The organism is Rubrivirga halophila (assembly GCF_046845755.1).
Classification (GTDB): domain Bacteria; phylum Bacteroidota; class Rhodothermia; order Rhodothermales; family Rubricoccaceae; genus Rubrivirga.
This window is the reverse complement of the sequence record NZ_CP177357.1, coordinates 3,931,514-3,953,284: the sequence shown is the minus strand read 5'-3', so window position 1 is coordinate 3,953,284 and position 21,771 is coordinate 3,931,514. Positions and strand designations below refer to the sequence as shown.

19 protein-coding genes and 1 tRNA gene are annotated in these 21,771 nt (G+C 72.9%); 12 read left to right on the top strand and 8 right to left on the bottom strand.

The window, feature by feature from the left end:
- Nucleotides 1-56: 56 nt before the first annotated feature.
- The 7 genes from ACLIRP_RS17290 to ACLIRP_RS17260 form a co-directional block, all read right to left on the bottom strand.
- Nucleotides 57-1,529 carry a TolC family protein gene (locus ACLIRP_RS17290; RefSeq protein WP_412061716.1) on the bottom strand — a complete coding sequence of 491 codons (1,473 nt, stop codon included), beginning with the start codon at nt 1,527-1,529 and terminating at the stop codon, nt 57-59.
- 59 nt (nt 1,530-1,588) lie between these two features.
- Nucleotides 1,589-1,677: transfer RNA gene (locus ACLIRP_RS17285), tRNA-Ser, on the bottom strand.
- Entirely contained in the window at nt 1,660-1,842 is a 183-nt protein-coding gene (locus ACLIRP_RS17280) for an HNH endonuclease (RefSeq protein ID WP_412063728.1), read from the bottom strand. The genes ACLIRP_RS17285 and ACLIRP_RS17280 overlap by 18 nt, the downstream gene beginning before the upstream one ends.
- Before the next feature lie 284 nt (nt 1,843-2,126).
- Nucleotides 2,127-2,315, bottom strand: a complete 189-nt coding sequence (locus ACLIRP_RS17275) for a hypothetical protein (protein WP_412061715.1) — start codon at nt 2,313-2,315, stop codon at nt 2,127-2,129.
- 33 nt (nt 2,316-2,348) lie between these two features.
- Nucleotides 2,349-3,914 (bottom strand): hypothetical protein, encoded by a 1,566-nt coding sequence (locus ACLIRP_RS17270; protein WP_412061714.1) that lies wholly within the window; start codon nt 3,912-3,914, stop codon nt 2,349-2,351.
- Nucleotides 3,915-4,172: 258 nt separating this feature from the next.
- Complete coding sequence (locus ACLIRP_RS17265; protein ID WP_412061713.1) at nt 4,173-4,991, bottom strand: hypothetical protein; 819 nt, start codon at nt 4,989-4,991, stop codon at nt 4,173-4,175.
- Between the two features lie 4 nt (nt 4,992-4,995).
- Nucleotides 4,996-5,523, bottom strand: coding sequence for an RNA polymerase sigma factor (locus ACLIRP_RS17260; RefSeq protein WP_412061712.1), 528 nt, complete (start codon nt 5,521-5,523; stop codon nt 4,996-4,998).
- 431 nt (nt 5,524-5,954) lie between these two features.
- Between ACLIRP_RS17260 and ACLIRP_RS17255 the strand changes: the two genes are divergently transcribed.
- On the top strand, nt 5,955-8,393 hold the full coding sequence (locus tag ACLIRP_RS17255) for an ATP-binding protein (RefSeq protein ID WP_412061711.1): 2,439 nt from the start codon (nt 5,955-5,957) through the stop codon (nt 8,391-8,393).
- 27 nt (nt 8,394-8,420) lie between these two features.
- On the opposite strand, the gene ACLIRP_RS17250 is transcribed toward ACLIRP_RS17255, so the two are convergent.
- A complete protein-coding gene (locus tag ACLIRP_RS17250; RefSeq protein WP_412061710.1) occupies nt 8,421-10,133 on the bottom strand; it encodes a M1 family metallopeptidase in 1,713 nt (570 codons plus the stop codon).
- Nucleotides 10,134-10,253: 120 nt separating this feature from the next.
- On the opposite strand from ACLIRP_RS17250, the gene ACLIRP_RS17245 reads away from it, so the two are divergent.
- The 11 genes from ACLIRP_RS17245 (at nt 10,254) to ACLIRP_RS17195 (ending at nt 21,764) form a co-directional block, all read left to right on the top strand.
- Nucleotides 10,254-10,745 (top strand): DUF6252 family protein, encoded by a 492-nt coding sequence (locus tag ACLIRP_RS17245; protein ID WP_412061709.1) that lies wholly within the window; start codon nt 10,254-10,256, stop codon nt 10,743-10,745.
- A gap of 170 nt (nt 10,746-10,915) precedes the next feature.
- Complete coding sequence (locus ACLIRP_RS17240) at nt 10,916-12,406, top strand: M16 family metallopeptidase (protein ID WP_412061708.1); 1,491 nt, start codon at nt 10,916-10,918, stop codon at nt 12,404-12,406.
- Nucleotides 12,407-12,474: 68 nt separating this feature from the next.
- Entirely contained in the window at nt 12,475-14,622 is a 2,148-nt protein-coding gene (locus ACLIRP_RS17235; RefSeq protein WP_412061707.1) for a M16 family metallopeptidase, read from the top strand.
- 186 nt (nt 14,623-14,808) lie between these two features.
- Nucleotides 14,809-15,186 (top strand): NADH-quinone oxidoreductase subunit A, encoded by a 378-nt coding sequence (locus tag ACLIRP_RS17230; RefSeq protein WP_412061706.1) that lies wholly within the window; start codon nt 14,809-14,811, stop codon nt 15,184-15,186.
- A gap of 86 nt (nt 15,187-15,272) precedes the next feature.
- A complete protein-coding gene (locus ACLIRP_RS17225) occupies nt 15,273-15,821 on the top strand; it encodes an NADH-quinone oxidoreductase subunit B (RefSeq protein ID WP_412061705.1) in 549 nt (182 codons plus the stop codon).
- 10 nt (nt 15,822-15,831) lie between these two features.
- Nucleotides 15,832-16,614 (top strand): NADH-quinone oxidoreductase subunit C, encoded by a 783-nt coding sequence (locus ACLIRP_RS17220; RefSeq protein WP_412061704.1) that lies wholly within the window; start codon nt 15,832-15,834, stop codon nt 16,612-16,614.
- 127 nt (nt 16,615-16,741) lie between these two features.
- Nucleotides 16,742-18,172 (top strand): NADH dehydrogenase (quinone) subunit D, encoded by a 1,431-nt coding sequence (gene nuoD, locus ACLIRP_RS17215; RefSeq protein WP_412061703.1) that lies wholly within the window; start codon nt 16,742-16,744, stop codon nt 18,170-18,172.
- Nucleotides 18,173-18,245: 73 nt separating this feature from the next.
- On the top strand, nt 18,246-18,935 hold the full coding sequence (nuoE, locus tag ACLIRP_RS17210) for an NADH-quinone oxidoreductase subunit NuoE (RefSeq protein ID WP_412061702.1): 690 nt from the start codon (nt 18,246-18,248) through the stop codon (nt 18,933-18,935).
- Nucleotides 18,936-19,754, top strand: coding sequence for a hypothetical protein (locus tag ACLIRP_RS17205; protein WP_412061701.1), 819 nt, complete (start codon nt 18,936-18,938; stop codon nt 19,752-19,754).
- A 7-nt stretch (nt 19,755-19,761) separates the two neighbouring features.
- Complete coding sequence (nuoF, locus tag ACLIRP_RS17200; RefSeq protein ID WP_412061700.1) at nt 19,762-21,144, top strand: NADH-quinone oxidoreductase subunit NuoF; 1,383 nt, start codon at nt 19,762-19,764, stop codon at nt 21,142-21,144.
- A 68-nt stretch (nt 21,145-21,212) separates the two neighbouring features.
- Nucleotides 21,213-21,764 carry a DUF4920 domain-containing protein gene (locus ACLIRP_RS17195; RefSeq protein ID WP_412061699.1) on the top strand — a complete coding sequence of 184 codons (552 nt, stop codon included), beginning with the start codon at nt 21,213-21,215 and terminating at the stop codon, nt 21,762-21,764.
- Nucleotides 21,765-21,771 lie beyond the last annotated feature (7 nt).

Here is a 21,771-nt window from a genome sequence, read left to right as displayed (position 1 = left end):
CGAGGGGGGACAAGGGGCCGCTGGACGCGAGCGGCCGTCGAAGGTTACGGGGAGCGCTACTGGCCGACGAGCGCGGCGATGTCGGCCGGGTCGATGTCGCCGACCGCCAGCCGGACGAGGGCCTGGCGGAAGAGCAGCCCGTACGCGGCCTGGGCCTGGACCGACTGCGCGCGGGCAAAGGCGGCCTGCGCCTCGGCCACGTCGTACAAGGTGCCCGCGCCGAGCCGGTAGCGGTCGCGCTCGACGCGGAGCGCGGCCGTCGCGGCCTCGACCTGGGCCGACGCCGCCGTCAGCCGGGCGCGCGCGGTGCGGGCGTCGACGAAGGCCTGCTGGACCTCGGCGGCGACCTGGCGGTCGAGCGCGTCGAGCTGGATGCGGGCCTCCTCGGCGCGGATCTCGGCCTCGACAATCTGGCGGCGCGTCTGGTACCGGTCGAAGATGGGGACCGAAAGCTGGAGGCCGATGGCGCCCGAGCGGTTGTCGGCGGCCTGGGTAAAGAGCGGCGTCGTCTCGAAGGCCGGCGACCCGGGGAACGTGAGCGGCAGGCCGCCGACGAGCACGGGCGAGCCGTCGTCGAGCGTGACCGGCAGGACCGGCGTGTCGCCGACCGTGCGCTGCTGGAGGCTGGAGTACCCAGTCCCGGCGGAGGCCGTCAGGTTGAGGCTGGGCCGGCCTTGGGCCCGCGCGCTGGCGACGCCGGCCTCGGCGGCCTCGATGGCGAGCTCCTGGGCGCGGCGGTCGGCACGCGCAGCGCGGGCCGCGTCGAGCAATTCCGCGAGCGGGACGGCGGGCGCGTCGAGCAGGCCCGAGGCCTGGAGCCGGTCCACGTCGGGCCCGACAAAGCGATACGCGCCGAGCGGGTCGAGCCCGATGGTCTGGATGAGGCCGACGCGGTCGCTCTGGACGGCGCCCTCGGCGACGACGAGCGCCGTCCGCCGCTCGGCGACGACGGCCTCCTGCGCCAGCAGGTCGCCCCGAGGTCGCGCGCCGGCCTCGACGAGCTCGGCCACGCGCGCGCGCTGGGCGACGGCCGACGCCAGCGCCTCTCGCTCGATGGCGAGCAGCTCGCGGTCGAGCAGGAGCGTCAGGAAGCGCTGGGCGACGTCGAGGGCGACGGCCTGCTCGGTCCGCCCCAAGCCCGCCTCGGCGGCGTCGAGCCGGAGCCGCGCCTCGCGGACGAGCGCCGACGTCCGGCCGCCGTCGTAGAGCGCCAGCGACGCTTGAACGCCGACGCCTACCGTCTCGACGGTCTGGGACACGACCTCGCCCGTCGTTTGGTCGAACCCGAGCCCGTAGCGCTGCTGCGGCGACACGCTCAGGAACAGGTCGGGCAGGCGGTTGGCGCGAGCGGCGCGGACGGCGGCCGACCGGCCCCGGTCCGTCGCTTGGCTCTGGCGCACGGTCGGGCTCTCCTCGATGGCGCGGGCGACGGCCTCGGCGAGCGTCACGTCCGTGCTGTCCTGGGCGGCGGCGGCGGGCGCGAGGGCGGCGAGGACGGCGAGGGCGAGGGCTCTCAGAGACGGGTGCATCGGTCGGGGGCAGGTCGGCGCCCTTGACGGAAGCGGGGCGCGCGGGTTGCGCCCGAGGGCGGAGGGTGAGGGAATCGAACCCTCAAGGGCGCTTACACACCTCGACGGTTTTCAAGACCGCTGCCGTCACCTATCGGCTTGACCCTCCGAACGTCCCGTACCCGTGGTGGGTCACCATGTGGCAGTTCGGACACAGTAGGCGCAGATTAACACCATCGTCGGTCCCGCCCTCGGCTTTCGGCGTCACGTGGTGGACGTGGAGCACGTTGTAGTTGTCGTACCCGCACGTCTCGCACCGGCCACCGCGCTCCACCGCCAACTGTTCCTTGAGGAATCGCCCCTGGTGCGCCTTGCTGCTTCGGTTCGACCCATCATACGTAAGCCCTCGACGACTCCGATTCGCACACGCTCGAGAGCAGGTCTTCTTCGATCCCCAGTCGTCGTCGCCGCACACGGGGCACACCTTCGTCCGACGTTGCGCGACGCCGTGGCACGTCCGCGAGCAGTAGACCGCCCCGCTGGCGGTCGTCGATGGCCGGCGATAGATGGGCGCCTCGCAGACCGCGCACGACGTGTTGGGCTGGCGACCCACCGCCGCTACGCCCGCAGGCGCTCGTTCTCCTTGGTCAGCCGGGCGACCTCCTGGATGGAGCCCTTGAGGTGGGCGCGGAGGTTCTCGTGCTCCGCGCGGAGCGCGGTCAGCTCGCCCTGGAGCTTGTCGATCTCGGACTTCACCTCGCGGAGGCGCGTCTTGGAGACTCGGATGGTGTCGGCGTCGTCGCTCATGTCGGGGCCGGGGCCCGGGGGGGGAGCCGAAAGCTACGGCGCGGGCGCCGGCTCGGGGCCGGTGCCGTCGGGCGCGCCGCCGTCGCCGGTAGGCTGGGGCGTGGAGTTGCCGCCGTCGGCGGGGGGCGGGGCCGGGGCGGAGCCCGCGCCCGGCAGGCGCGGGATGTCGTCGGCGGTGACGGCGGCGCGCTGCTCGAGCGAGACGCGGGCCTCGCCGCTGCCCTCGGGCGCGCCGACGATGGCGCGGTAGGCCCCGGCCGTCTGGAGCGTCAGCGTGAGCCGGGCGCGGTCGCCGTCGGGCTCAGCGACGGTCCGGGTGCCGTCCGGCCCGACGAGCACGAGCGACGGCGTGAACCCGTCGGTGCGGACCTCGAGGCGGATCCGGTCGCCGACGCGGCCCCGGATGGCGTACGCCTGCGACCCGCCGGCCGCCAGCGAGTCCCGGGCGGTGGCGCCGTCGGCGAGCGGGCGGGCGGCGGGCTCGGGGGCGGCCACCACCTCGGGCTCGACGGCCAGCTCGACGGCGTATTTGCCCTTGGTATCGGGCACGCGCGACGACACCACGACGGTGTGGGGGCCGGTCTGGCCCGGCGTGAACACGAACGTGACGACGCCGCCCGCCCGGCCGGTCTCGCCCCGGACCACGCCGTCCGGCCCGCGCACCTCGACGACGGCCGTGAACGCGCTGGACCGGACCGTCAGGGTGTGCTCGCGCTCCTCCAGGCCCCGGAACTGGTACCGGTCGCGGAAGAAGCCGTCGGCGCGCTCGCTGAACTCGCCGAGCGTGGCCTGGATCGGTGGGCCGTCGGCGACGAGCGGGCGGACCGGCTCCTCGGACCGGATCCGGAAGGCGTAGGCGCCCTCCTGGCTCGGACGCCGCGACGAGATCCGGACGCGGTAGAGGCCGGGCGCGCGCAGGCTCCCCACGGCGACCGTCACGGCCCCGGTGTCGGCGTTCTCGTCGACGATGTCGCCCTCGATGCGGTCGCCCTCAGGCGTCTCCACGACCAGGTCCGGCTCGAAGTCCTCGGACGAGACGCGGAAGGTGAGCACGCGGCCCGACGAGTCGGCGGCGAAGGTGTAGAGGTCCTGATAGCGGGCGTCCTCGGTCTCGAAGTCGTCGGCGGTGAGCGTGCCCTCGATCAGGCCGGGCTCGGCGACGGCGATGGCCTCGGGGCCCGTCGGGCCGGCCGGCACGACGACCTCCTCGACGGGCGCCTCGTCCTCGTCCGTCACCAGCCCGAACACGACGACGGCGAGCACGAGCAGGCCCGCGATGCCGACCGCGAGCAGGACCATCGAGAGCCAGCCCCGCGAGGCCGCCTCGGGCGCGGACGCCGGGCGCGGGCGCGGCGGCGGGGTCGCGGCGCCGTCGCCGCCGGCGAGCGCGGCCGTCGCGCTCCAGCGCGCGGCCGTGTCGTGGCCGTTGGGGCAGCCGCCGACGGCCTCCCAGGTCTCGCGCAGCGAGACGGTCCCGCACGTCGCGCAGAGCACGACCTCGTTGGCGGGGCGGAACGGGACGCGCGTGAGCGGGTCGGCCACGCCGGACCGCAGGAAGCGGGCGTCGGCGGTGGGGTCGAGGCGGTGGAACTCGGTCACGGGGTCGGCGGCAGAGGGGGGCCCAAGCTACAGAACTGGGACCCGCAGGACGGTGAGCAGACGGCGGATCAACGGCCGGGGCCGCCGGATCGCGCGTGCGCCACCAGCGCGCGGGCCCGACGCCGCCCCCCCCGGGCCGCCCTCCGTCCCCCGGACGCGCGGCCGCAGCCCCCGGCGGGCCGGGCCGGAGCGTTCCCCTCCGCCCCACCCTGCCCTCTCCGGCGCGGCCCGCATAACCGGCCGGCGGTCGGCGACCCCTCACCGCGCCCGACGGGCCTCGCGGGGAAGGTGCTCGCGGAAGACGTCCCTCATCGGCCGCCAGCCGTCGTCGGTGTCGAAGAGGAACTCGTCGGTCCCGACGCCCTCGTACTGGATGGGCTGGCCCCTCGGGTCGTCGGGGCGGATCCACAGGCGAACGCCCTCGGCCAGGACGATGGCGAGCCCCTCCCGGACCAGGATCCGGCGCCCGTCGGGCAGGCGCTCGACACGCGCACGAAACGGCTCGGGGAGGTTCTCGACCCTGTCCAGCAAGGCCTGGAGGTCGGCGTCGGACAGCTCGGGGTCGGCGACGCTGACGGCCTGCCCGATCCGCCCGAGCGCGCGCACCGCCAGCGCCCGCCGCTCGGTCCGGACGACCGGCTCGACGGCCACGTTGTACGCCCCCACGAGCGCCCGCATCGTGTCGGCCCACGCCTCGGCCGGCGCCCGGCGCGGGGCCCGCGCCGTGTAGCGGACGCGCGTCCACGTCCCGGCGCGCGGCCAGTCGTGGTCGGCGGGCACGTGGGGCCGCTCGGCCTCGCGCGTCTCGACCGCCAGCCGCGCCGGCGCGGCCACGACGGCGTCGAGCGCCTTCATCGTGTGGTGGCCCGGCCCGACCTCGCCGTACGTCGTCCACTCGACGGCGAACCCGACGAGCGTCTCGGTCTCGACCGGCGTCGCGCACGCGCCGACGGCGACCGCGAGCGCGGCCGCGAGCGCCAGCGGGCGGCGACGGTCGGGCGCCGGGCGGCCCGCGCGCACGACGGCCGCGGCGCGGTCGAAGGTGTCCGAGGCGTGGGGCTGGAGAGCGTCGAACATGGCGTCAGAGGCTGAGGGCGGGGACGGGCACGGGGTCGTCGAGGCGGGCGCGGAGGCGGGCCCGGGCGCGCGCCAGCCGGCTCTTCACGGCCGACGCGCTCCGGTCGCCCTGGACGGCGCGGATCTCGTCGACCGAGAACCCGCCGACCTCGAACAGCAGGAGCGCCTCGCGCTCGCGGCGGCCCAGCCCGGCCAGCGCCGCCAGCAAGTCGTGCGCCTCGCCGCTGGCGGGCGCCGTGACCAGCCCGAGCGGGCCCGCCACGTCGTCGGGCGGGAGCGGCGCGAACCGGCGCCAGACCGACCGCCGCTGGGCCTTGCGGACCTCGCGTGTGACGATCCGAAACAGCCACGGCCGGAACCGCTCGCGGTCGCGCAGGCCGCCGAACCCCTCGAGCGCCGCCAGCAGCGCCGACTGGAAGGCGTCCTCGGCGTGCGACGGCGACCACCGCGCGCACAGCCCCCGGCAGTACCGGAGCGCATCCGCGTAGTGGGGGCGGAGCGCGGTGAGGAAGGCGTCGGGGTCGGCCGGCATGAGGGATGGGGAGACGCCCCCTAGATGCACCTCGCCCCCCCACGGTCGCACGGTGCCGCGAGTTTTTACACGCCCCGACGGCCCTCCTGCCCGCCGCTTGCGGCACCACCCAGGTTGGCACCACCTCGCCCTCCCTGCGTTCGGGGCGCAGGCGCAGGGGCTCGGGCGGGCGTAGAGGTAGACGGCGGCGTCCCAGACGATCGGCCCCTCGAACGGCTCGTTGCTGCCCCCTCCCGGGCCGGGGCGGATGCGCGAAGCAGCGTCGGGCCGGCCGCGAGCGGGCCCGGCACGAGGAGGGCGACGACAGCGAGGGGCGGCCACATGGACGCACCGCCAGTCTCCCGGAGTGCAGGGCTGCCCGCTGGAACCGCCGGCCCGACGGCGTTCGCCGCGTGGCGCGTAGACTCAGGGCGCCGAGCGCGCCTCCTCCCATGACGCACTTCCTGTTCGAGCCCGACACGGTCGTCAACCTGGCGCTGCTGGTCATGAACGTGGCGGTGCTGGGGTACCTCGTGTCGATCCGGGGGAAGAGCCGGGCCACCTGGTGGCTGGTCGCCGTCTACGGCGCGCTCTCGGTCTACGCCCTGGGCGCCGTCGTCAACACGATCCTGTTTACGGACGATCCCGTGCTCTGGCGGCTGTTGGGCGGGGTGTTCTTCGTCTCGACCGGCGTGGCGCTGTGGGCGATGATGGGGTTCGCCTATCGGATCCTCGAGGCGCCGTTCCCCCGGGAGGCCCGCTGGGTGACGGCTGGGACCAGCGGGCTCCTCGCGCTCCACCTCACCGTGGTCGTGGGGACGTTCATGGGGAACCCGGCGCCGGCCCGGCTCCCCCTCCTGCACGCGCCGCTCATGCTCGCGTTCATGGCGTGGGCGACGGTCGTGCTCGTGCGCAAGCGGCGGTGGGCGAAACGGGCCGGGCGGGCGAGGGCGGCGCGGGCGTTCGGGTCGTACGCCCTCATCAACGTGCTCCTGGTGGCGTTCCTGTTCGAACAGGCGCTCGTCAACGCCGGGCTCCTCCCCGTCTTCGGAGCGTCCCGGGTGATCGCGGGGGTCGGGTTCCTGGGGTTCTTTTTTGGGCTCGCGGCGGTCTACCTCGCGCACGCGCCCGAGCCGACGACGCTGCAGGCCAAGCTCGTCGGGCTCGCGCTCGCGACCGCGCTGGCCGTCACGTCGGGCCTGGTGACGGCGGCGTTCCCGTTCCGGGTCGTCCCGGACGCGCTCCCGGCGATGCCCCAGAACCAAGCCCTGCGGTACACGCCCGACGGCGCCGGGGGCTACACGCTCGACGCCTTGCCGGCGCGGCTCATCGTCCCACGCGGCGACCGGCTCGGGCTCGCAAACGCCGCGGACACGACGGTCGCGCTCGGCTTCGCCTTCCCGTTCTACGACCGCCCTCGGACCGAGGCGACGGTCGACAACGACCCCGTGGTGACGTTCGGGGAGGCGGCCCGGACGTTCCGGGAGTTCGCGATCGCCCGGCCGGCGGCCGTCGTCCCGCTCGGGCTCGACCTTGATCCCAGTCGTGGCGGCGGGGTGTTCCTCGAGCGGGCGCCGCGCCGCGCCACGCTCACCTGGGTCCGCGCGGCGATCGTCTACGGGCGGGGCCAAGCCACGGTCCAGCTCGTGCTCCATGCCGACGGCCGGATCGACTTCGTCTACGGCGAGGTGAGCCCGTCGCGGGGGCTGCTCGGCCGGGGGATCCTGCCCGGCGGCACGCCGCTCGACAGCGCCACTCCCCTCGATGCGACGCTGCCGGCCCGCGTCGCGTCGGGCGCCCCGCACTTCGAGAACTACGAGCTGGCGTACCTGGAGGCGGCCCACGCCCGGGTCGCCCCGCTCGTCTGGCTCACGCTCGGGGCCTCGGCCTTCGTCGTGCTCGTGTTCCCGCTGTTTTTCCGGGGCAGCCTGCTCCGCCCGCTCCGCGACCTGCTCGCCGGCGTCCGCCGCGTCGACGCCGGCGACCTCGGCGTGGCCGTGCCCGTCGGGACGCCGGACGAGTTCGGGCGGCTGGCCGCCGGGTTCAACGGGATGACGGCGTCGCTGCGGGACCACACCGAGCGGCTGGAGGAGCTCGTGGCCGAGCGGACGGCCGAACTGGAGGCCGCCCAGGGCCGGCTCCTCCACGCCGAGAAGATGGCGTCGCTCGGGGCGCTGACGGCCGGGATCGCCCACGAGATCAAGAACCCGCTCAACTTCGTGACCAACTTTGCCGGGCTCACCGTCGAGCTCGCCGACGAGCTCGCGGCCACGACCGACCCGGCCGAGCGGCAGGCGCTCCTCGACGACATCCGCCAGAACGCCGGCACCATCGAGGCCCACGGCCGCCGCGCCGACGCCATCGTCGCCTCGATGATGGCGCACGCCCAGAACGGAACCGGCGAGCGCGGCCCCGTCGAGATCGACGCGTTCGTCGACGAGCACGTCGACCTCGCGTGGCACGGGCAACGGGCCCGCAACCCCGGCGCCGAGGCCTCCATCGTCCGCGACTATGGGGGGGCGGGCCCGGTCGAGGTGGTGTCGCAGGAGCTCGGCCGGGTCCTCGTCAACCTGCTCTCGAACGCGTTCGACGCCGTGGCCGAGCGGGCGGCCGGGGCGGGCGACGGGTACGCCCCCACGGTGACCGTCTCGACGCGGGCGGCGGCGGGCGGCGTCGAGGTCCGCGTGGCCGACAACGGGCCGGGGATGGCGCCCGACGTTGCGGCCCGGGTGTTCGAGCCGTTCTTCACCACGAAGCCGCCCGGCGAGGGGACCGGGCTCGGGCTCTCGCTCAGCCACGACATCGTCGCGCAAGGCCACGGCGGGACGCTCGCCGTCGAGACCGCCGAGGGCGAGGGGGCCACGTTCGTGCTGACGCTGCCCCGGGGGTGACGCGTCCGCCCCGGCGCCGAGGCGGGGTCAGTCGGCCGGGTCCCAGAGCACCCGGCGCGCATCGACCGCGACGGCGGCGCCCGGCGCGTGCGGCAGCCGCCCCACGCCGCCCGGCATCGCCACGCGGTGCGCGACGCCGTCGACCGTGACCTCGACGGGCACGTCGAACACGGCGCCGGCCGCGGCTGGGGGCACGACCCACGTCAGCACGACCGCCGACGATTCTGCCGTCCGGTCGGTCGGCACCTCGTGCTCGATGCGGAGCTGGGGCGGCGCGGGCTGGCGGAGGTACACCTCGAACACGCCGCTCAGGTCGCGCCCGGCCGCGCGCGACATCGCCGTGAGCACGTCGTCGGTCGAGACCCATCGCGCCTGGCGGCCGTCGGTCACGGCCTCGTGCGCCTCCGACGGGTACAGGAGGGATCGCATCGCGGTCAGGAAGGCGTCGTCGTCGTCGACCAGGTAGCGCAGCGTGTGGAGCACCCAGGCGCCCTTGACGTAGATGTCGCCGTTCGAGCCGCCGTCGGGGAGCGCGTACATCTGCTGCGTGGTCCGCGTCTCGCGCGGGGCGACCGCGATGGCGTTGCGGTGTCGCCGCTTGCCCTGCATGTAGCGGAGGTAGGTCGCATCCGCGTCGCCGCCCGCGCGGCGCGCGATGTCCTCGGCGCGCAGCGCCTCGGCGTAGCTGGCGAACGACTCGTGGATCCAGAAGTCGTTCCAGTCGGGCGCCGACCCGAGGTTGGCCCACCACTCGTGCGCGAGCTCGTGGAAGTGGAGCCAGTCGAAGCCGAACGGCCCGTCCTCGAACGTCGAGCCGTACGCGACGAGCGACTGGTGCTCCATGCCGAGGTACGGCGTGTGCAGGATCTTGTAGCCGTCGCCGCGCCAGGCGTAGGGGCCGAAGGTCCGCTCCATAAAGTCGAGGTCCGCCAGCAGGCTCGGCATCATCCGCCGGGCGTCGTCGACGCGCTCGGGGAGCACGAAAAAGGGGACGTCCGCGGTGTACCCGACCGGGCTCTCGTAGACCGCCTCGACCGTCTGGTACGGCCCGATCCCGAACGACACGCCGTAGTTGTTGATGGGCGTCGACACGAACCAGCGCTCGGTCGCGGTCCCGTCGCCGTGGTCCGTCCGCCCTTCCCAGACGCCGTTCGAGACCGCGCGCAAGTCGGACGGGACCGTCAGCGTGACGCGGACCGAGTCGGCCTCGTCGCTCGGGTGGTCCTTGACGGGCCACCACAGGTCGGCGCCCTGGATCTGGCAGCTCACGGCAATCCAGGGCTGGCCGTCCTCGGTCTCGGCCCAGGTAAAGCCGCCGTCCCACGGCGGGCGGGGGGCCACGCGGGGCGCGCCGTTGTAGGCGATCCGCAGGCGCAGGCCCTCGCCGGGCTGGGCCGTCCGGCCGAGCCGGATGCGCACGCGGTTGCCGTCGCGCGTGAACGGCCGCGCGAGTGCCACCTCCTCGCCGGAGCCGGCGAGGTAGGCGACCTCCTCGACGCTCGTTACCGCCAGCGGCGCGTCGAGGTCGAGCAGGATCGCGGCGGTCGGCTGGACGACGCGCGCCTCCATGACCAGCGTCCCGTCGATGGTCCGCGTCTCGGGGTCGACGGCGACGGCGAGGTCGTAGTAGGTGGCGTCGAAGGCGGCCTGCTCGGGCTCGAGCGGCAGGCCGGAGTCGTTCGGTTGCGCGAGCGCGCCGCTGGCGGCGAGGGCGGCGGCGAGGAGGACGAGCGGGCGCATGCGGGACGGGAGCGTGGGGAGTGGAGGATAGAGACCGGAGGGGCCCCGGCGAGCGTCGGCCGCACCCGTGCAACCAACCGTCGCCGTCGGGGTGAGAGGAGACCCCTCCCCGCCAACCCGATGCGCACGCTCCTCCCGGCCGCCCTCTTCGTCTCCCTTCTCGCGGTCGCCGCGTGCGACACGCTGGGCGACGCCGTCGACGGCGCCGCGTGCGCGGCCTCGGGCTACGCCGACGCCGGGACGATCTCGGCGACGGTCGGCGGCGCGGCCTACCGCACGCCGTGCGTCCGCGTCGACGAGGCCTCGGGCCAGGTCACCGTCGCCAGCCTCGACGACGTGGTCTCGGACGGCGGCCAGCGGCTGCTGGCGGTCACGGCGCCCACGGAGGTCGGCACGTTCGAGGTCGGCGCGACGCGCGCGGCGGGCGTCTACACGGCCCGCGCCGCCGACCCCGAGCGGCAGGCCGACCAGACGTACGCGGCGACCTCGGGCACGGTCACCGTCGCGTCGGTCTCGGCGACGGCTATCGCGGGCACGTTCGCGTTCTCGGCCCGGACGCCGGCGGGCGAGACGGTCGAGGTCACGGCCGGCCGGTTCGACGTCACGTTCTAGGACGGCCCGGACGCGCGCGCCCACGTTGGGGTCGGTCGTGGCGCAGTGCCCTCCCGCCTCACCATGTCTCGCTGGACCCCGGTCCCCTTTCAATCAGGGTTACGTTGTCCGCACGCATTGCCCGGCCCATGCGCGCGGCGATTCCCGACTCTTCTCCCCTCCCTCTGACCATGCGATCCGGTCTTCTCCTCACCGCTGCGCTCGCGGTCCTGCTGGCGCCCGCCGCCGGCGCCCAGAGCCTGCTCGGCGCCTTCGAGCCGTCCGTCACCGAGTTCACGCTCGACAACGGGATGACGTTCATCATCGTGGAGCGCCACGAGGCGCCCGTGGTCTCGTTCTACACGATCGCCGACGTGGGCAGCGTCGACGAGCCGATCGGCCAGACGGGCATCTCCCACATGTTCGAGCACATGGCCTTCAAGGGGACCACGCGCATCGGCACGACGGACCTCGCCGGCGAGCTGGCCGCGCTCGAGGCCGAGGAGGCCGCCTACACCGCCTTCCGCACCGCCCGCCTCGGCGGCGCCTCGGACGCCGAGGTCGAGCGGCTTGAGGCCGCGTTCGTCGCGGCCCGCGACGCCGCCAAGGCGTTCGCGACCGACAACGAGTTCGACCAGATCATCAGCCGCCAAGGGGCCGTCGGGCTCAACGCCACGACCAACTTCGACAAGACGGACTACTTCTACTCGCTCCCCTCGAACCGGGCCGAGCTGTGGTTCGCGCTCGAGGCCGACCGCTTTCTCAACCCCGTCTTGCGCGAGTTCTACCAGGAGCGCGACGTGGTCCAGGAGGAGCGCCGGCTCAGGACCGAGTCGAACCCCATCGGCCGGTTGATCGAGGAGTTCTTTACGATCGCCTTCAAGGCCCACCCGTACGGCCGGCCCGTCGTCGGGCACATGGCCGACCTCGAGAGCATCTCGCGGACGGAGGCCGAGGCGTTCTACGCGACCTACTACGTGCCCAACAACCTGGTCTCCGTGCTCGTCGGCGACATCGACCCGGCGCAGGCGCGCGTCTGGGCCGAGCGCTACTTCGGGCCGATCCCGGCTGGCGAGGCGCCGCCCCCGGTCCGCACCGTCGAGCCCGAGCAGCTCGGCGAGCGCCGTGTGACGATCGAGGACCCTGCCCAGCCGATCGTGCTGGTCGGCTTTCAGCGGCCGGCCCAGACCGACCCCTCGGACCCCGTCTACACCGTCCTGGCGGACGTGCTCGGCCGGGGCCGCACGAGCCGCCTGTACCGGGCGCTCGTCGAGACCGAGCTGGCCGTCGCCGGGCAGGCCCTGGCCGCGCCGTTCGGCGGCAAGTACGCGACCCAGTTCCTGACCGTCGGCGTCCCGGCGGGCGACACCGACGTGGCCGAGGTCGAGGCCGCCCTTCTCGACGTGCTCGCCGACGTGGCCGAGAACGGGATCACCGAGGAGGAGCTCGCCCGCGCCAAGAACCGCGCGCGCGCCGACCTGGTCGGCGGGCTCGAGTCGAACACCGGCCTGGCCGTCCAGCTCGGCGTCGCCGAGACGCTGACGGGCGACTGGCGCTCGCTCTTCGAGCAGCTCGACGCCATCTCGGCCGTCACCGCCGCCGACGTCCAGCGCGTCGCCGCCGAGACCTTCACGATGCGCAACCGGACCGTCGCCGTCAGCCGGCGCCCCGCCGACAGCTAGCCCCGCCGGTCGCCTCTCGCTCGCGGGCCTCTCCCCCGAGGCGCTCGTCCCCAACCTGCACTCCTCCCATGACGACTTCTTTTCTCCGTTGGGCCCCGCTCGCGCTGGCGGTCAGCGTCGCCGGCTGCGCCTCGACCGGCCCCGTCGCCGACCGCCCGATGCCGGACGGCCCCCGCGTGGCCGACTACGACGTCCGCGACCTCGAGTACCCCGCCTTGCGCGACGTGGCGCTGCCCGACATCGAGCGCGTCGAGTTCGCGAACGGCCTGACCGTGTTCCTGGTCGAAGACCGCGCGCTCCCGCTCATCGAGGCCCGCGCGCTCGTCGCGACCGGCTCCGTGTTCGACCCGGCCGACGAGGCCGGGCTCGCCGCCGTCACGGCCTCCGCGATGCGGACCGGCGGCGCCGGCGGCCGCACGCCCGACGAGGTCAACCTGGCCTTGGAAAACGTCGGCGCGACCGTCGAGGTCTTCGCCGGCGACGACCAGACGACCGCGATCGCCTCGGGCCTGTCGGACGTGTTCGTCTCCGACATCCTGCCCATCTTCGCCGACGTCCTGATGGCGCCCGCGTTCGACGAGGAGCAGGTGGGCCTGGTCAAGACCCAGCTCCGGACGGCGATCGCCAGCCGCAACGACGACGCGCAGAGCATCGCCCAGCGCGAGATGCAGCAGCTCCTGCTGGGCGAGGACAGCCCGTACGCCCGCGACGTCGAGTACGCGACGCTCGACGCCATCGACCTCGACGACGTGCGCGCCTTCCACGGCCGCTACGTCCACCCCAACGCGACGGTGATGGCGGTCTCGGGCGACTTCGACGCCGACGAGATGGCGGCCACGCTGCGGTCCACGTTCGCAGGCTGGGCGCGCGGCGCCGACGCGCCCGCGCCGCCCGCGCAGACGTTCCAGTCGGGACCCGGCCTCTACTTCATTCCTAAGGACGACGTCAACCAGAGCACGATCTTGATCGGGCACCCCGGCGAGCTTCGGCTCGACAGCCCGGACTACCCGGCCGTCTTGGTGATGAACGAGGTGCTCGGCGGCGGCTTCGCGAGCCGCCTGTTCCAGACCGTCCGCACCGACCTCGGGCTGGCGTACGCCGTCTTCGGCCGCTACGCCGCCGACTACGACCGCCCGGGCATCTTCTTCAGCGGCACGTTCACCAAGTCGGAGAGCACGGTCCAGGCGGCTCAGGCCGTGCGCGAGGTGATCGAGTCGATGCGGACGACGGCGCCGACCGACCAGGAGCTCTCGCTCGCCAAGGCCAGCTACCTCAACTCGTTCGTGTTCAACTTCGACACCAAGAGCGAGGTGCTCAACCGGGTGCTCACGTACGAGCGCTACGGCTACCCGACGGACTACCTCCAGACGCTCAAGGACCGCGTCGAGGCCGTCACCGCCGCCGACGTGCAGCGCGTCGCCCAGCGCTACCTCAAGCCCGACGAGGCCAAGGTGCTCGTGCTCGGCCGGGCGGCCGACTTCGACCAGCCGCTGACGGCCTTGGGCACGCCGGTGACCATCGACATCTCGATCCCGTCCGGCGCCGACGACGGCCCCGCCGGGGACCCTGTCGCCGGGCGGGCCGCGCTCCGCCGCGCCGCCGAGGCCCTGGGCGGCGCCGACCGGTTCGCCGCCCTGACCGCCTACCAGTCGACCTCGTCGACGGACGTGGCGCAGGGCCAGATGGCGGGCGCGACGATCGCCGGGACGACGCTGGTGGAGCTGCCGGGCCGCGTCCGCTCGACGCAGCAGACGCCGTTCGGCGAGATCACGGTCGTGCTCAACGATGGGCGCGGGCTGCTCGTCTTGCCGGGCGGCCAGTCGCAGCCGGCCCCGCCGCCGGTCGCCGCCAGCATCCGCGACCAGCTGTTTCTCGACCTGCCGTACCTGATGGCGCGCCTCGACGACCTGGAGGCCGAGGCGCTGGCGCCCGAGGACGGCCTGGACCGTGTCCGCGTCCGCGCCCCGGGGCTCTCGGCCCCGATCACGCTCGTGCTCGGCGCCGACGGCCGGCCGGTCCGGGCGACGACCACCCAGGTCGGGGCCGAGGGGCCGACCGAGGCCACCGTCGCGTTCAGCGACTACCGCTCGGTGGGGGGGCTGATGCTGCCCTTCCGGACCGTCCAGAGCCAGGGCGGCGAGGTCGCCCAGACGACGACCGTCGAGGCCTACGACTTCTCGCCGACGGTCGCCGCCGACGCCTTCGACCTGGAGTAGCCCGCGCGGTCGCGGTCCGCTCGCGCCCCGCCGACCCGGAGTCGGCGGGGCGCCTTTTTGACGGCCGGCCTCGGCGCCGAGGCGGCAGGGCGCGGGCTTCCCACGATGTCCACCGGGACCGGGCCGGGCCGGACCCGCGTCGGGGGGGCGGCGTCGTAGCTTTCGGGCCCTCTCCCGCGCCGGCCGATGTTCGTCGAGTTCTTCCCGCTGTTCCTGATGGTCCTGCTCGCGCTCGGGCTGGCGATGAGCCTGCTCAAGATCGCCGAGCTGATCGGACCCCACCAGCCGAACGCCGTCAAGGAGAGCCCCTACGAGTCCGGCCAGGACCCCGTGGGGAGCGCTCGCGACCGGTACTCGGTCAAGTTCTACCTCGTCGCGATGATCTTCATCGTGTTCGACGTCGAGCTGGTGTTCCTGTATCCGTGGGCCGTCTCGTACGGGACGTTCCTGGAGGCCGGCGGCGGCGCCGCACTCGCGTCGATGAGCATCATCGGGGTGTTCATCCTGATCCTGCTCGTGGGCCTGCTCTACGACGTCAAAAAGGGCGGCCTCGACTGGGACTGAGCCCTTTCAGTTTGATTTGAAAACGGGACGACCGGCGAACCCCGCGGGGCCCGCCCCGTTGACTCCGAGCACGACCTCCAACCCCCATGTTCAGCGAAGAAGGCGGCTTTCTTACCACGACCGTCGACTCGGTCGTCAACTGGGCCCGGTCCAACTCCCTCATGCCCATGCCGATGGGCTTGGCGTGCTGCGCCATTGAGATGATGGGGTTTGCCGGGCCGAAGTACGACGCGGCGCGGTTCGGGTCGGAGGCCATGCGGTTCAGCCCGCGCCAGGCCGACCTGATGATCGTGGCCGGGTGGTGCTCCTACAAGATGGCCCACACGGTCCGCCGGATCTGGGACCAGATGGCCGAGCCCAAGTGGGTCATCGCCCAGGGCGCCTGCGCGTCCACGGGTGGGATGCACCGCTGCTACGGCGTCGTGCAGGGGATCGACAACTTCCTGCCGGTCGACGTCTACATCCCCGGCTGCCCGCCGCGGCCGGAAGCCATCTTGCACGCGCTGATGGACATCCAGGAGAAGATCCGCGTGACCGAGTCGGTGGCCAAGGACGTCCGCTTTACCGACGCCCCGAACCAGCTGGTCGAGGGCCGCATCGTCGCGCCCGACGGGTCGCCCCTCGTCTCCGCGTAGCCCCACCCCGATGCCCGAGACCCCCGACACGCCCGAGACCGCCCCCGAGGCCACGCCCCCGCCGTCCGCCGCGCTGGCGCCGATCGCCGGCGCGCTCGTCGGCGGCCCCGACGACGCCCCGTTCCTCGACCCGGCCGCCCAGACGCAGACGCTCAACTTCCACTTTTCGCCGCGCCACGCGCTCGCCGGCGAGATGGAGCGGTTGCAGACGGAGAACCCCCACGCCAAGGCCACCTGGGTCGTCCCCAACGTGCTGGCGGCGCTGACCGAGCACTTTGGCGACGCCATCCTGGAGACGGTCGGCTACGCCGGCGAGACGACGGTCTTCGTGGAGACGGCGCGGCTGGCGGACGTCGTGCAGTTCCTCTTCGACGAGGTCGGCTTCGACTACCTCACCGACATCGGCACCATCGACCGGTTCACCGAGGACGACCGCTTCGAGGTGTTCTACAACCTGTGCGCCATCGACGCCAAAAAGCGGATCCGCCTCAAGGTGCGCGTCGGCGAGGACGACCCGACGGTCCCGACCATCACGCACATCCACCCCGGCGCCAACTGGCACGAGCGCGAGGCCTGGGACATGATGGGCATCCGCTTTCTGGGGCTGGAGGACCACCGCCGCATCTACATGCCGGAGGACTTCGAGTACCACCCGCTGCGCAAGGAATTCCCGACGCTGGGCATCCCGGGCTCGCTCCCGCTCCCGGCCAACCGCCCCGACGGCGAGCTCCAGGCCGACCCGTACCCGCGCGCCCACGGCCAGATCCCCAAGGACCTGGAGAGTGATGCGTGATGAGTACCGAGTGATGAGCTCCACCCCCCTCTTTTTCGCCGACCAGGCCCCCGACACCGACTGAGCTGAGGGGGACGCCGTGCTGGGCTCTGCTCATCACCCATCGCCCATCACTCATCACCCGACCATGTCCGTCACCGATCAGAGCACGCCCCGCGGCCACGCCGCCGCGCCCGGCACGTCCGAGGACCTGTTCACGTTCTGGCCCCGCCACAACGCGGCGCTGTACCAGGCCCTGGCCGACCGCCACACCCAGGTCGAGATCCAGGCCGAGGTCGAACAGCAGGCGATCAAGACCGCCCGCGAGGCCGCTGACGCGGGCACGGAGGTGCTCGTGGCTGGCGACGGCGCCGACACGTCGGCCGTCCCGATGATCGCCGAGGACCCGCTGGAGAGCCGGATGGTCCTGAACCTGGGCCCGCAGCACCCGGCCACGCACGGCGCGCTCCGCGTGGTCTGCCAGCTCGACGGCGAGTCCATCGAGAAGTGCCTGCTCGACATCGGGTACCTGCACCGGGGCATCGAGAAGCTCGCGGAGGTCAAGACCTACCAGGAGTTCATGCCCTACACGGACCGCATGGACTACATGTCGCCGTACTCGAACAACGTGGCGTGGTGCCTCGCGGTCGAGAAGCTGGCGGGCATCGAGGCGCCCGAGCGGGCGACCTGGCTCCGCACGATCGGCTGCGAGCTGGCGCGGATCTCGTCGCACCTGTTGTGGGCGGGGACGATGGTGATGGACGCCGGCGCGCTCTCGGTCTTCCTGTGGACCTTCAAGTACCGCGAGGAGATCTACTCCATCTTCGACGAGGTCGCCGGCGCCCGCTTCACGGTCTCGCACTCCCGCATCGGCGGGCTCGCGTTCGACTTTTCGGACACGGCGCTGGCGATGATCGACTCGTTCTGCGACGAGTTCGAGCAGCAGATCGCCGACTGGAAAAAGCTCCTCAACCGCAACCGCATCTGGATCGACCGCAACGAGGGCGTCGGCGTGCTCACGCGCGAGGACGTGCTCCGCGAGGGCTACACCGGCCCGACGCTGCGCGCTTCGGGCGTGCCCCACGACATCCGCACCTTCGAGCCGTACCTCGTCTACGACCAGGTCGACTTCGACATCCCGATGCGGACCGAGGGCGACTCGCTGGCGCGCTACTTCGTGCGCGTCGAGGAGATGGAGCAGTCGGTCCGGATCATCCGCCAGTGCCTCCAGAAGCTCCCCAAGGGGCCCGTCCGCGTCGACAACGCGAAGGCGGCGTACCCGAGCAAGGACGAGGTCTATTACTCGATGGAGGGGATGATCCACGACTTCATGATGACCGACACCGGCGTCGCCCCGCCCCAGGGCGCCGAGAGCTACCACGCGATCGAGAGCCCCAAGGGCGAGCTCGGCTTCCACCTCGTCTCCGACGGGACCGGCAGCCCGTGGCGCGCCAAGATCGTGACGGGCTCCTTCAAGAACCTCCAGGGCCTCGAGACGATGATGGAGGGCGCCATGGTGGCCGACACCGTCGTCCTCATCGGCTCCGTCGACCCTGTCATCGGCGACAGCGACAAGTAAAGGGATGGAGGGATGGGGGATGCGGCATGAGCGCCCATCTCTCCACCCCGCATCCCCCATCCCTCTTCAAGACATGACTCCCGAAACCCCCGGCCCCTTCGTCTCGCCGTCGCCGCAGTACGTGCCCGGCGTCGCGCCCGAGCGCCACGTCGCCGACGCCGACTTGGTTTGGACCGCCGACGAGCAGGCCCAGATCGACGCCTTCCGCGCCCAGTACCCGACGCCCGACGGCGCCGTGATGAAGACGTTGTGGCTGGCGCAGCGCAAGTTCGACTGGCTCCCGCCGGAGGTCCTGAAGCTCGTCGCCGAGACGCTGGGCATCCCATACGCCAAGGTGTACGGCGTGGCCACGTTCTACACGATGTACTTCAAGGAGAAGAAGGGCACCTTCGTGCTCGACGTGTGCACGTGCTTCTCGTGCCAGGTCTGCGGCGGCTACGACATGCTGCACTACCTCGAAGACAAGCTGGGCGTGTCGAAGGGCGAGACGACCGAGGACGGGCTGTTCACCATCCAGGAGGCCGAGTGCCTCGGCGCGTGCGGCTCGGCCCCGATGCTCCAGGTCACGAACGGCCCCTACGTCCACAACCTCACGAAGGAGAAGATCGACACGATGGTCGACACCCTCCGTGACGGCAAGGCGCTCCCCTTCGAGAGCGTGACGCTCCCCCAGGACGCCGACGAGATGGGCGGCAACCGCCGGACCGACGCCGAGGCGACCGAGACGTATCAGACCCCGCCCACCTCCGAGACCATCCGCTAAGTGGCCACCGCCCGCCTCGCCGACCGTCAGATCCGGGCCGCCCAGCAGGCGGTCCGCGGGCTCGACGTGCGCGGGCCGGTGTCGCGAGCGCTCGGCCAGACGGGCATCGTGGTCCCGGCGGACGACGCACCGCCAGCACCCGCCGCAAGCGAGTCGGCGCCCGCACGCAAGCCGGCACCCCGCGCCTACGGCAAGGCGGCCCCGCGCGTGCTCAAACCGTTCGCTGAGGCGCCGTGGCCGACGCGCAACCCGGCGCCCGCCGCGCCGGCCCCGCTGACGGGCCTGACCGCTGACGAGCGCCGCGTCCACCGCATCCTGATCGACACGCTCGACATCGCGACCGAGCAAGAGCCCAACTCCTTCGGCGGCCTGGGCTTCGTGGATCGCCGAAAGCTCGAAGCGCTCGACCTCGCCTACATCGACGCTCAGCTCCTGGGCGACACGCGCCGCGACAGCACGCGCCAGACGCTCGGCGCCGTCGCGGTCGTCACCCTGCTCGTCGTCGCGATCGTGGTCGGCGTCACGGGGAGCTTGGCGGGCGCCCTCGCGCTGGCGGCCGGCGCCCTCGCGCTCGGCGGCCCGCTCCTGTTCTCGGGCGGCTCCGGGGCGACGGGCCAGCGCCGCCGCATCCTGCTCGCGCTCCGCGAGCTCGCCCTGCTCGCCCACGCCGACGACGCGACCTCCGACGCGCTCGCCCACGCCGACGCCCTCATCGACCGGCTCGCCGACGCCGACCAGGCGCCCGCCCCGCTCCTCGACCTTTCCGACCGGCACTCCGACGCCGACGCGCCCGCCGCCCGGCAGCGCGTCCGCAGCTAACACCCCCATGGCCGACACCCTCCTCACCGGACAGTCCAAGGCTGGCGACTGGCGCTCGTATGAGCGCGTCATCCTGCCCGCGATCCAGGACCTCCACAAGATCGAGGTCTACGAAGACAAGGCCGACGGCTACCGCGCGCTCCGCGACGTGCTCGTCGACGGCAAGTTCGACCCGACCGGGCTGACGAACGAGGTCAAGGCCTCTGGCCTGCGCGGGCGGGGCGGCGCCGGGTTCTCGACCGGGCTCAAGTGGAGCTTCATGCCGCCCGTCGACCCTGACATCCCGCGGTACCTGTGCTGCAACGGCGACGAGTCCGAGCCGGGCACGTTCAAGGACCGCCAGATCTTCGAGTACAACCCGCACCTGATGATCGAGGGGATCGTGTTGGCGGGCTACGCGATGACCATCAAGACGTGCTACCTCTACATCCGGGGCGAGTACGACGACTACATCGACCACGTCCAGACGGCCGTCGACGAGGCGTACGCCAAGGGCTACCTCGGCAAGAACATCCTGGGGACGGACTTCTCGATGGACTTGGTGGTCCATGCGGGTGCCGGGGCCTACATCTGCGGCGAGGAGACGTCGCTGATGAACTCGGTCGAGGGCCGGCGCGCGTACCCGCGCATCAAGCCGCCCTTCCCGGCCCAGAAGGGCGTCTTCGGGATGCCGACGACGATCAACAACGTCGAGACGCTGGCGGACGTCCCGCTGATCGTGAACCGGGGCGCGGCGTGGTTCGCGGGCATCGGGCCCGAAAAGCACACGGGCCCCGTGCTCTATGGCATCTCGGGCCACGTCGCGCGGCCGGGCGTCTACGAGTACCCGACGGGCATGCTGATCTCGGACCTCCTGGAGGTGGCCGGCGGCGCGCGCGGCGGCAAAAAGATCAAGGCCGTCGTCCCCGGCGGCTCGTCCACGCCCCCGCTCACGTGGGAGATGGCGCTGGCGGCGTCGATGGACGCCGAGACGCTGCGCGAGGCGGGCTCGTCGATGGGCACGGCCGGGCTGTGTTTTCTGGATGAGGACACCGACATGGTGAGCTTCACGCGCCGCATCGCCCACTTCTACCACCACGAGAGCTGCGGCCAGTGCACGCCGTGCCGCGACGGGACGGGCTGGATGGAAAAGCTCTTGCACCGCATCGACGACGGCGAGGGCTACACGCGTGACCTCGACCTGCTCCTCGACCTCTGTGACCAGATGGAGGGCCGGACGGTCTGCGCGCTCGCCGACGCCGCCGCGTGGCCCGTCCGCTGGGGCATCCGCCGCTTCCGCGACGAGTTCGAGGCCAAGTGCAAGCCGTCGCTCGTCGCCAGCGCCGCGATCGCGGGCGACGGGGCCGACGCCGACCTCGACAAGGTCATCACCCCGACCGGCACCCCGTAACCTGATCCGTGATTCGTGATGCGTGACTCTTCGGAACGCACCCTCACGCATCACGCATCTCTCCTCTCATGAGTCGACTCCTCTCCCTCCTCCTCTGCCTGTCGCTCGCGGCCTGCGCCAGCGACGCGCCCGAGGCGACCGACGCGAGCACCGATGAGGCTGTGTCCGCCGCCGAAACCGACGGCACGCCGTTCGGCGAGCCCGTCCCCGCCGGCGACGCGCTCTCCCCCGACGACCTCGCGGCTGAGCCCGACACGTACGCCGGCAAGTCGATCGTCGTCGAGGGCACCGTCCGCGAGGTCTGCCAAATGGCCGGCTGCTGGCTGACGCTGGCGGCCGCCGACGGCCAGACGATCCGCGTCGAGGTCCCGCGCGACGAGACCGAGAGCTACGTCTACACCTTCCCGAAGGACATCGACGGCCAGACGGTCCGGCTCGCGGGCATGCTCGCGGTCGAGACCGAGTCGGTCGCCGACCTGCAACACTACGCCCAGGACGCCGGCGCCTCGCAAGCCGAGATCGACGCCATCACGGCGCCCCGGCAGACGATGGTCCTGACCGCGACCGGCGCGGAGCTCGCGACCGGCACGCCCTCGACGGGCGGCCTCGCCCCCGCCTAGCCCCTCT

Excerpts from the sequence above, each read along its gene's own strand:
- ACLIRP_RS17290 (WP_412061716.1), bottom strand. The coding sequence starts at position 1,529 with ATGCACCCGTCTCTGAGAGCCCTCGCCCTCGCCGTCCTCGCCGCCCTC.
- ACLIRP_RS17275 (WP_412061715.1), bottom strand. The coding sequence starts at position 2,315 with ATGAGCGACGACGCCGACACCATCCGAGTCTCCAAGACGCGCCTCCGC.
- ACLIRP_RS17265 (WP_412061713.1), bottom strand. The coding sequence starts at position 4,991 with ATGTTCGACGCTCTCCAGCCCCACGCCTCGGACACCTTCGACCGCGCC.
- ACLIRP_RS17260 (WP_412061712.1), bottom strand. The coding sequence starts at position 5,523 with ATGCCGGCCGACCCCGACGCCTTCCTCACCGCGCTCCGCCCCCACTAC.
- ACLIRP_RS17255 (WP_412061711.1), top strand. The coding sequence starts at position 5,955 with ATGACGCACTTCCTGTTCGAGCCCGACACGGTCGTCAACCTGGCGCTG.
- ACLIRP_RS17250 (WP_412061710.1), bottom strand. The coding sequence starts at position 10,133 with ATGCGCCCGCTCGTCCTCCTCGCCGCCGCCCTCGCCGCCAGCGGCGCG.
- ACLIRP_RS17245 (WP_412061709.1), top strand. The coding sequence starts at position 10,254 with ATGCGCACGCTCCTCCCGGCCGCCCTCTTCGTCTCCCTTCTCGCGGTC.
- ACLIRP_RS17240 (WP_412061708.1), top strand. The coding sequence starts at position 10,916 with ATGCGATCCGGTCTTCTCCTCACCGCTGCGCTCGCGGTCCTGCTGGCG.
- ACLIRP_RS17235 (WP_412061707.1), top strand. The coding sequence starts at position 12,475 with ATGACGACTTCTTTTCTCCGTTGGGCCCCGCTCGCGCTGGCGGTCAGC.
- ACLIRP_RS17230 (WP_412061706.1), top strand. The coding sequence starts at position 14,809 with ATGTTCGTCGAGTTCTTCCCGCTGTTCCTGATGGTCCTGCTCGCGCTC.
- ACLIRP_RS17225 (WP_412061705.1), top strand. The coding sequence starts at position 15,273 with ATGTTCAGCGAAGAAGGCGGCTTTCTTACCACGACCGTCGACTCGGTC.
- ACLIRP_RS17220 (WP_412061704.1), top strand. The coding sequence starts at position 15,832 with ATGCCCGAGACCCCCGACACGCCCGAGACCGCCCCCGAGGCCACGCCC.
- nuoD (WP_412061703.1), top strand. The coding sequence starts at position 16,742 with ATGTCCGTCACCGATCAGAGCACGCCCCGCGGCCACGCCGCCGCGCCC.
- nuoE (WP_412061702.1), top strand. The coding sequence starts at position 18,246 with ATGACTCCCGAAACCCCCGGCCCCTTCGTCTCGCCGTCGCCGCAGTAC.
- nuoF (WP_412061700.1), top strand. The coding sequence starts at position 19,762 with ATGGCCGACACCCTCCTCACCGGACAGTCCAAGGCTGGCGACTGGCGC.
- ACLIRP_RS17195 (WP_412061699.1), top strand. The coding sequence starts at position 21,213 with ATGAGTCGACTCCTCTCCCTCCTCCTCTGCCTGTCGCTCGCGGCCTGC.